At 70.5% G+C, this 8,593-nt stretch carries 11 protein-coding genes; 8 read left to right on the forward strand and 3 right to left on the reverse strand.

Annotated elements, in window-relative coordinates:
• Position 1 precedes the first annotated feature (1 nt).
• The 3 genes from VJN29_RS16410 to idi are packed head-to-tail and all read left to right on the forward strand — an operon-like array spanning position 2 to position 2,300.
• Positions 2–547 (forward strand): isoprenylcysteine carboxyl methyltransferase family protein, encoded by a 546-nt coding sequence (locus VJN29_RS16410; protein ID WP_324144711.1) that lies wholly within the window; start codon positions 2–4, stop codon positions 545–547.
• Entirely contained in the window at positions 544–1,638 is a 1,095-nt protein-coding gene (locus VJN29_RS16415) for an NAD(P)/FAD-dependent oxidoreductase (protein ID WP_324144712.1), read from the forward strand. Before VJN29_RS16410 ends, VJN29_RS16415 begins: the two co-directional genes overlap by 4 nt.
• On the forward strand, positions 1,635–2,300 hold the full coding sequence (gene idi / locus VJN29_RS16420; protein ID WP_324144713.1) for an isopentenyl-diphosphate Delta-isomerase: 666 nt from the start codon (positions 1,635–1,637) through the stop codon (positions 2,298–2,300). The genes VJN29_RS16415 and idi overlap by 4 nt, the downstream gene beginning before the upstream one ends.
• On the opposite strand, the gene VJN29_RS16425 is transcribed toward idi, so the two are convergent.
• Together VJN29_RS16425 and VJN29_RS16430 are read right to left on the reverse strand one after the other, a co-directional pair.
• Positions 2,270–2,659: a hypothetical protein gene (locus tag VJN29_RS16425; RefSeq protein WP_324144714.1), complete on the reverse strand. Its 390-nt coding sequence runs from the start codon at positions 2,657–2,659 to the stop codon at positions 2,270–2,272. The two genes, idi and VJN29_RS16425, sit on opposite strands and share 31 nt — an antisense overlap.
• 45 nt (positions 2,660–2,704) lie before the next feature.
• Positions 2,705–3,574, reverse strand: a complete 870-nt coding sequence (locus VJN29_RS16430) for an arylamine N-acetyltransferase family protein (protein ID WP_324144715.1) — start codon at positions 3,572–3,574, stop codon at positions 2,705–2,707.
• Between the two features lie 162 nt (positions 3,575–3,736).
• Here VJN29_RS16430 and VJN29_RS16435 point away from each other — a divergent pair, with 162 nt between their 5' ends.
• The gene (locus VJN29_RS16435; protein WP_324144716.1) at positions 3,737–4,102 is read left to right on the forward strand and encodes a spore germination protein GerW family protein; all 366 of its coding nucleotides are present in this window, start codon (positions 3,737–3,739) and stop codon (positions 4,100–4,102) included.
• A 46-nt stretch (positions 4,103–4,148) separates the two neighbouring features.
• The gene (locus tag VJN29_RS16440) at positions 4,149–4,625 is read left to right on the forward strand and encodes a pyridoxamine 5'-phosphate oxidase family protein (RefSeq protein ID WP_324144717.1); all 477 of its coding nucleotides are present in this window, start codon (positions 4,149–4,151) and stop codon (positions 4,623–4,625) included.
• Between the two features lie 21 nt (positions 4,626–4,646).
• Here the strand turns inward: VJN29_RS16440 and VJN29_RS16445 are convergent, their stop codons facing one another.
• On the reverse strand, positions 4,647–5,393 hold the full coding sequence (locus VJN29_RS16445; protein WP_324144721.1) for a dienelactone hydrolase family protein: 747 nt from the start codon (positions 5,391–5,393) through the stop codon (positions 4,647–4,649).
• Between the two features lie 130 nt (positions 5,394–5,523).
• Here VJN29_RS16445 and VJN29_RS16450 point away from each other — a divergent pair, with 130 nt between their 5' ends.
• The 3 genes from VJN29_RS16450 to VJN29_RS16460 all read left to right on the forward strand — a co-directional run.
• Positions 5,524–6,600: a LacI family DNA-binding transcriptional regulator gene (locus VJN29_RS16450; protein WP_324144718.1), complete on the forward strand. Its 1,077-nt coding sequence runs from the start codon at positions 5,524–5,526 to the stop codon at positions 6,598–6,600.
• Positions 6,601–6,668: 68 nt separating this feature from the next.
• Positions 6,669–7,949: a sugar ABC transporter substrate-binding protein gene (locus VJN29_RS16455; RefSeq protein ID WP_324144719.1), complete on the forward strand. Its 1,281-nt coding sequence runs from the start codon at positions 6,669–6,671 to the stop codon at positions 7,947–7,949.
• A 6-nt stretch (positions 7,950–7,955) separates the two neighbouring features.
• The coding region (locus VJN29_RS16460) for a sugar ABC transporter permease (RefSeq protein WP_324144720.1) at positions 7,956–8,593 on the forward strand (638 nt) is incomplete at its 3' end.

The raw sequence follows: 8,593 nt of genomic DNA on the forward strand, positions 1-8,593 counted from the left end.
GGTGGCGACCGAGGTGTCCAACCTGTCGCAATGGCTCTTCACCGGACTCGTCCTCCTCGTCGGGCTCGAACGGCTCGCTGAGCTGGTCGTGTCGAAACGCCATGCGGCGTGGGCGCTCTCGCGCGGCGGGGTCGAACGAGGCCAGGGTCACTACCCGTTCATGGTCCTCCTGCACACCGGGCTGCTCGTCGGCGCGGTCGTTGAGGTGTGGGTCGCGGATCGCCCGTTCCTCCCGGCTCTCGGCTGGTCCATGCTCGTGGTGGTCGTCCTGTCACAGTCGCTCCGGTGGTGGTGCATCGCGACCCTCGGCAACCAGTGGAACACCCGGGTCATCGTGGTTCCCGGGATGTCGCTGGTCCGCCGCGGCCCCTACCGGATCGTGCCGCACCCGAACTATGTCGCAGTGGCGGCCGAGGGCCTCGCGCTCCCGCTCGTCCACACCGCCTGGATCACGGCCCTCGTCTTCACCGTCGCGAACGCTGCGCTGCTGGCCGAGCGGATCCGCGTCGAGAACCAGGCCCTGCGCGAGCTCGCGGCGACACCATGACCGACGAGCGCGGCACGGTCGACGTGCTCGTCGTCGGCGGCGGCCCGGTCGGCCTCGCCACGGCCCTCTATGCCGTGCGTCGCGGACTCGTCCCGCTCGTCCTGGAGCCGCGCAGCGGAGTCATCGACAAGGCCTGCGGCGAGGGCCTGATGCCGGGTGGGCTGCAGGCCCTCGTCGACCTCGGGATCGACCCGCCGGGCCACGACCTGCGAGGGATCCGCTACCTCGCCGGAGGCCGGGGCGCGAAGGCGGACTTCACCGCCGGCCTGGGCCGCGGGATCAGGCGCACCACACTGCACGCGGCGCTGCTCGATGCAGTCGCCCGCGCGGGGATCGACGTGCAGGTCCTCGCCGCAACGGGAATGACCCAGGACGACTCGGGCGTCACGGTCCGCACCGAGACGAGCAGCGTTCCCGGCCCGGCCCTGCGCGCGTCATGGGTCGTCGCTGCCGACGGCCTGCACTCACCCACGCGGAGGTTCCTCGGGCTCGACCGCGGGACGCAGTCCGGACCCGCGTACCTGCGCTCCACGAAGCGGTACGGGCTGCGCCAGCACTACCGCACCACGCCCTGGGGAGACCATGTCGAGGTGCACTGGAGCGCGTACGGCGAGGCCTACGTCACCCCGGTGGCGGACGACCTCGTCGGGGTTGCTGTCCTGACCGAGCGACGACAGACGGCCCAGGACCACCTGGCCGGCTTCCCAGAACTGCGTGATCGACTCGGCGATGCCCCCGTCGTGACGTCGCTGCGGGGTGCTGGGCCCTTCCACCAGCGAACAACCCGGCGGGTGGCCGGCCGTGTTCTGCTCGCCGGCGATGCGAGCGGCTACGTCGACGCCCTGACCGGCGAAGGGATCTCGCTGGGCATGGCCCATGCCCGCGCCGCCCTGGCCGCGGTCGCCGCCGCGGACCCCCAGTCGTACGAACGCTCCTGGCGGGCGGCGACCCGCCGCTACGCCCTCCTGACGCGCAGCCTCGTCCAGGTGAGCCGCCCCGCTTGGGGTCGGCGCCTCGTCGTGCCCGCAGCCGCCGCCCTCCCAGCCGTCTTCCGGGTCGCCGTCAACGAGCTCGCGAGGCCCACCCCATGACGGCCGACGAGCTCGTCGTGCTCCTCTCACCGGATGGCCGGGCGATCGGCACCGCACCCAAGGCGGCCGTCCATCATGCGGCGACGCCCCTGCACCTCGCCTTCTCCGCGTACCTCTTCAACGACCGCGGCGAGCTCCTTCTCACCCAGCGGGCGCTCGACAAGGCCACATTCCCCGGGGTCTGGACGAACTCGGTCTGCGGGCATCCCGCGCCCGGCGAGCACCTGGCCGACGCCGTGCGCCGGCGAGCCGCCGATGAGCTGGGTCTCGTGGTGCGCGACCTTCGCCTCGTGCTCCCGCGCTTCGCCTACCGCGCCGAGATGGGCGACATCGTCGAGTGGGAGATGTGCCCGGTGCTGGTCGGCCACGTCGACGAGGACCCCAGGCCAAACGGCGACGAGGTGGCCGAGACCGCATGGGCCGACTGGGACGAGTTCACGAGCGAGGTCCTCGCCGGTCGACGCCAGATCTCTTCGTGGTCTCGCGAACAGGTGGAGCAGCTCACCGGACTCGGCCCCGACCCCGACAGGTGGCCCACCGCGAGCTCCGCGGACCTCCCTGCCGCGCTGCCACCAGCGCTGCTGGACGCGCGCCGAGGGCCGACGGGTGGCCAGCCTGCCCCGGTGGACGGTCAGATCAGGTCCACCCACGTGGGCCACTGAGGCCGACTCGGCGCGGTCAGCGCCTCGAGCATCACGTGCTCGATCTGGTCCGGGGTCAGCTCCTGCGAGGCGGCCGCTCCGGGCGCGGCCGCGGACCACGAGTGCTCGCCATCGGTAAGGACCACCGCAACCGGGTGCCGACCGTCCGCGACCGCCGCCACGGTGCCCCAGGGTCGGTGGACGAGAACCTGCTGGTCGCGGTCCGCCCCCAGCTCACGCAGCCACCGTCGGATCGTCTCCCGGTCGGTCAGCGCCGCTGACTCTCCCTCGACGCGGAACAGCCCTCGCCGCGTCAGGCGCTCAACGGTCTGCTGCGGCCCACGAGCGCGCCGGGTGAGCCTGTCCCGCAACCAGCCCATGCCGCCCGAGCCTACTGCGCCATCCCGGCACTGCGGCCGCTGCCATCACGGCCCGCCGCGTGACCAAGCCGCGGACGTGAGCCGTAGCACCGCAGTGTCGTCGAGCCGGATGCCGAAGTGCTCCTCCAGCACCCGGGCGACGTCCGCGACCGGGATGTCGCGCTCCGACCGAAACCCGTTCTCCGTGGTGATGAGCCGCTGAACCCCCGATGACAAGGTCAGCGTCACCCGACCGGTCCTGGTCACCCGCGATGCCACCCGCTTCTGCGTGAAGTGGCTCTGCGGGGAGGTCTGCTGCCACCGGTTTCTTTCCTCGAACTCGGCCATCCGACGGGGCCGTGTCGAGAAGAGGTACTGGGCCTCCCACCCGTTGCCATGGTCCTCGCAGTAGCCCCAGCGGCCGTCGTCGCCGCGGGCAAGGCCGACGGCCTTCTCACCCTCCTGCCGACTGAGGCCGTCCTCCATGGGCAGCGGCTGGAGGAAGGCGTCGCCGAAGCCGACGTCCACGAGGTGTGGCTGCGACAGGTGCGGCGACGTGACGAGGAGCGCGAGGTGGTCGAACTCCTCGGTGACCCCGCCGCCCTCGGTGGTCACGCGGGCGCTGAGGAGGTCAGCGGCATACCCCATCGGCCGGAGGAGCGCAGCGAACAGGCCGTTGAGCTCGTAGCAGTACCCGCCGCGGCCGTCCCGCAGCACCTTCCGCACCAACGCGTCGAGGTCGAGGCGGATCGGCCGGCCGAGCGCGATGTCGAGGTTCTCGAAGGGCACGTGCGTCAGGTGCGCCCGCTGGAGCTCGTCGAGGGCCTCGCCCGTGGGTGCAGCGGGTGCCGACACGCCGAGGCGGAGGAGGTATGCCGTTGTGTCCCCGGGTGCCAGTGCGGGCTCCTCTGTGGGTCGGGTTCCAGTCAATGCCACGCGCCCATGATCGGAGTTCCACCGCCCTTGAGGTCAAGGCTGCCCGAGAACTGGCACGGCGAAAGCGTGAAGCGCGGGACGTCATGCCCTTCCCCCGGCCGCCTGGTTGGCGCAGGCTGGTGACCGCGCACTCGTTCGGGTGCGAACCCTGAGGGAGGACCGATGAACATCTCAGAACTGCTCAAGACGAGCGACGCCATCTCCGTGCGCCGGGTGTTCGGTGAGCCGTACGAGAAGGACGGCCTCACCATCGTCCCGGTCGCCGTCGTCGCTGGTGGCGGCGGCGGCGGAGAAGGCCACGACGAGGACAAGCACCAGGGCGGCGAGGGAGGCGGCTTCGGCGTGGCCGGCCGACCTGCCGGTGTCTATGTCATCCGCGGTACCGAGGTCAAGTGGGAGCCTGCCGTCGACGTCAGCCGGATCGTCACCGTGCTCGGCGTCGTCGCCGTTGCCTACCTGCTGACCCGGCCGAGCGTGGCCAGGTCCAAGGCCAAGGCGGCGCGCCGCCGCAGGCCCAAGCCCCACTAGGGCCAGGCGCCACTCCCTGGACGTCGTCTCTGGGAGGATCTGCACCGTGACGGAGACCCCCACGCAGCCCCCGCCAGCACGGCCACGACGACAGCGGATCGAGGACACACTGGCGATGCTGGACCGCCAGGTCGACTGCTGGGTCGCCACGAGTGACCCGGACTCTGGCGCTCCCCAGCTGGTGCCGCTGTCCTTCGTCTGGGATGGCGAGACGGTCCTGCTCTCGACGAGCGCGTCAAGCCCGACCGGACGTGCGCTGGTCGCCCATGGTGGCGTCCGGCTCGCCTTCGGTGCGACCCGGGACGTCGTCATGGTCGACGGTGACGCCGAGGTCGTCGACGCCGCGGACCTGGCGCCGGAGGAAGGGGATCGGTTCGCCCTGCGCACGGGGTTCGATCCCAGATCGCTTCGGACCCGGTACCCCTACTTCCGGGTGCGGCCGACGCGGATCCAGGCGTGGCGCGAGGAGAACGAGCTCGCCGCGCGGGACCTCATGCGTGACGGGGTCTGGCTCGACGACTGATCAGCGCGCTCGGCGTTGACGTCACCTCAGCGTCCGGTCGAAGAGCTCGCGAAGGGCGACGAAGTGCCGTTCGGTGGCGGCCTCGTCGTAGACCGCCGTGTCGGCCATCGTGTAGCCGTGGGCTGCGCCCTCGTAGATCTCGTTCGTGGCGGTGCGGCCGGCGGTGCGCAGTGCCTCGTCCAACCGGGCGACGGCCTCGACATCCATCGACGCGTCGTGGTCCGCATGCCCGAAGGCGAACTCCGCACGGGCAGCGGCGAGCCCGAGGTGGGGGCTGTCGGCGGCATCGCTCGCGAGGCGGCCGCCGTGGAAGCCTCCGCATGCCGAGACGACGTCGGGGTGCGCGCACGCGGCGCGGACGGCCAGCCGCGCCCCCATGCAGTACCCGACCACTCCAACAGGCGTCGTCACGTCCGGGCGGGAGACGAGTGCATCGAGGTAGGCGGCGATGTCGGCCAGGGCGAGCTTGGTCGTCAGGCCCGCGATTCGGGGTCGGACACCCTTGAAGAACAGGGCGCGCCTCTCCTCCGTGTCGAGCGGTCCGTCGGGTGCGGTCTCGGCGGCAGTTCCATTGCGGTAGAAGATGTTCGGGACCAGGACGACATATCCCCACGACGCGATGCGGTGGGACATCTCCACGATCCGCGGTCGCAGCCCGATGGCGTCCATGAAGAGCAGGACCCCGGGAAGCGGTGTGTCCCCGTCGACGTCTGCGGGGCGAGCGAGCCACGCCTCGGCGGTCCCATCGGGCGTCCTCACCGCAGTCATCACGGGGCCGACCCTAGCCCGGCGGACGCTCTTGTGCGGCTGTGGCAACCGGTGCACCATGGCATGAACCGGACATGTAAGCGCTTACAGGCACGACCTCCGCTCACCGTCGAGATCGGAAGGCAGGCACGTGGCAGGAACCGGAACGTCCTCGTCGGGCCCGCGCGCGACCATCTACTCGGTCGCCGAGCGGGCCGGGGTCTCGATCGCGACGGTCTCCCGGGTGCTGCAGGGAGGGCCGGGCGTCGCCGCCGCGACGCGGGAGAAGGTGCTCGCCGCCGCCGACGACCTCGGCTACCTGCCACTCGGCGCGGCACGCAGCCTTGCCGTGCAGCACCACGAGGCCCACGGCCTCGTCCTCCCCGAGCTGTCCGGCCCCTACTACTCCGAGCTGCTGATGGGGTTCGAGGCCAGGGCCGCCGAGCTCGGCCAGAGCGTCGTCCTCGTCCTTGCCGACTCCAGGCCCGACCTCGCGCGGGCAGTGCGGCAGCTGGCCACTCGGGTGGACGGCATCGCGGCGCTCGGCGCCACTGCCATGCCGCCGGATGTCGCCCGTGCGCTACACGGCCGGAAGCCGGTCGTCATCATCGCGGGCGACCCCCAGGAGGGCATCGAGTCGATCGTCGCCGAGAACCGGGAGAGCGCCGAGGCACTGACGTCCCACGTGCTCGATCATGACCGGACCAGGCTTCTCTTCGTCGGCGACCCCGACGGGGCGCCCGACACCCGAGACCGTTACGCCGGTTTCGTCGCGGCCCACACGTCTCGGGGACTCGAGGCGCGAGACCCGGTCCGAATTCCCTTCCGAGAGCGCGACGGCGAGCGGTTCGCGGCCCGCTTCCTCGCCGGAGGGCACGAGGCCGACGCGCTCGTCTGCGCCAACGACGAGCTGGCGCTGTCGATCATGGCGCGGCTGCTCGATGCCGGCGTCGACGTGCCCAGCGAGGTGGTGGTCGTCGGCTGGGACGACGTCATGACCGCCCGCTACGTACGGCCCGGCCTCACCACCGTCCGACAGCCGGTGCAGGACCTGGGGGCCCTCGCGGCCGACCGCCTCCACGACCTCATCACCGGCTGCCGGCCGACGGGCGCCTCGCGCGTCCTCCCGACCGAACTCGTGCTGCGCGCCTCCTGTGGCTGTGCCCAGACCGAAACCACCCTTGTCCGTCCGAAAAGGACTGCCCGGGGTAGAGGAACGGACGTCTAGCGACACCTTTGCCGGAGGACACCCCCACGAACGCTCACCCGACACCCCTCGAGAAAGAGAGTTACCCGATGAGACGCACCTCAGCCATTGCGATCGCCGGCATGACGGCTCTGGCGCTGACGGTGTCCGCGTGCGGACGCAGCGACAGTCCCGAGGGCCAGGCAGGCCAGACCGGAGCCGCCGTCGACACCGGAGCGGCGACCGGCACCATCACCATCTGGGCCATGGGTGCGGAGGGTGACAAGCTGCCCGAGCTCGCGAAGGAGTTCGAGACGGCCAACCCCGGCGTGAAGATCAACGTCACCGCGATCCCCTGGGACTCCGCTCACGACAAGTTCACGACCGCCATCGCGGCCAACAAGACGCCGGACGCGGCCATGGTCGGCACGACCTGGATGGGCGAGTTCGCGGGTCTGGGCGCCCTGGACCCGACGCCGGGCTCGATCGACCAGTCGGTCTTCTTCGAGGGGGCGAACGAGACGGCCAAGGTGAACGGCACGTCCTTCGGCATCCCGTGGTACGTCGAGACACGTCTCGTCTTCTACCGCACCGACCTGGCCGAGAAGGCCGGCATCACCACGCCTCCGACCGACTGGGACGGCCTCAAGTCGATGGCCAAGGCCATGCAGGACAAGGCCGGCGCGCAGTGGGGGATCGGCCTCCAGGCCGGCGGCACGGGTTCGTGGCAGACGCTGATGCCGTTCGCGTGGTCCGCGGGCGCTGAGCTGACGAAGGATGACGGCAAGGCCTACAACTTCGACACGCCCGAGCTGCTCAAGGCCATGCAGTACTACCAGTCGTACTTCACCGACGGCATCGCCAACAAGGCGGCCCCGGCGACACCAACGACCGAGCCGGACTTCGCCAGCGGCAAGGTCCCGATGTTCATCTCCGGCCCCTGGATGATGAAGGCGGTCGAGGACGTCGGCGGCGAGGGCTTCAAGGACAAGTACAACGTCATGCAGATCCCGGCCGACAAGGTCTCCTCGTCGTTCGTCGGCGGCTCGAACTTCGTGGTCTTCAAGAACACGAAGAACCGCGACACGGCCTGGAAGTTCATCCAGTGGCTCGCCGACCCGGCGACCCAGGTCAAGTGGTACCAGCTGTCCACCGACCTTCCCTCGGTGAAGAGTGCCTGGGAGGACCCGGCACTCTCGTCCGACGAGAAGCTGGCCACCTTCGGCAAGCAGCTCGAGACCGCCAAGGCCCCGCCGTCCTTCGCGACGTGGGAAGAGGTCATCACCAGCCTCGACACCGAGCTCGAGAAGGTGACGAAGTCCGGCGCTGATCCCGCGGCGGCGCTCAAGACGGTCCAGCAGCAGGCGGACTCGATCGGCACTGGCCAGTAGGTCGTCATGGCCACCACCATCGACAGCTCGACCCGCACGCCGACTCCCTCGGGCGACGCACGTCGTCGCTCGAGGGGCGGCACGCGGGAGGGGCGGGCGGCGTGGATCCTCGCGCTCCCGTTCTGCCTGCTCTTTCTCCTGTTCACGGCCTGGCCCATGATCCAGTCGCTCTTCATGAGCTTCACTGACACCAGGGGTCGGGACCTGCGCAGTCCGTTCGCCGTGGACTTCATCGGCCTGGACAACTACTCCCGCGCCCTGTCCGACCCGCTCTTCCGCAAGTCTGCCGCCAACACGGCCTACTTCGTCATCGTCGGTGTGCCGCTGACCATCCTCCTCGGGCTGGCGGCAGCGGTCGCGCTTGACAAGGGCATCACGAAGCTGCGCGCGGTCTTCCGGCTCGGCTACTACACCCCGGTCATCACCTCGATCGTGGCCGTGGCCGTCGTCTGGCGCTCCCTGCTGCAGTCCGAGGCCGGCCTGATCAACACGGCACTGGGCTGGATCGGGATCGACGGGCCGAACTGGCTCGGCGACCCGAAATGGTCGATGCCGTCGCTCATCCTCATGGCCGCCTGGCGAAACTTCGGGACCGGCATGATCATCTTCCTGGCCGGGCTCCAGTCCGTGCCCTGGTCCCTGCA

The organism is Intrasporangium sp. (assembly GCF_035280925.1).
Classification (GTDB): Bacteria; Actinomycetota; Actinomycetes; order Actinomycetales; family Dermatophilaceae; genus Intrasporangium.

Coding starts and splice junctions, on each gene's coding strand:
- VJN29_RS16415 (WP_324144712.1), top strand. CDS start 544: ATGACCGACGAGCGCGGCACGGTCGACGTGCTCGTCGTCGGCGGCGGC.
- idi (WP_324144713.1), top strand. CDS start 1,635: ATGACGGCCGACGAGCTCGTCGTGCTCCTCTCACCGGATGGCCGGGCG.
- VJN29_RS16425 (WP_324144714.1), bottom strand. CDS start 2,659: ATGGGCTGGTTGCGGGACAGGCTCACCCGGCGCGCTCGTGGGCCGCAG.
- VJN29_RS16435 (WP_324144716.1), top strand. CDS start 3,737: ATGAACATCTCAGAACTGCTCAAGACGAGCGACGCCATCTCCGTGCGC.
- VJN29_RS16445 (WP_324144721.1), bottom strand. CDS start 5,393: ATGACTGCGGTGAGGACGCCCGATGGGACCGCCGAGGCGTGGCTCGCT.
- VJN29_RS16455 (WP_324144719.1), top strand. CDS start 6,669: ATGAGACGCACCTCAGCCATTGCGATCGCCGGCATGACGGCTCTGGCG.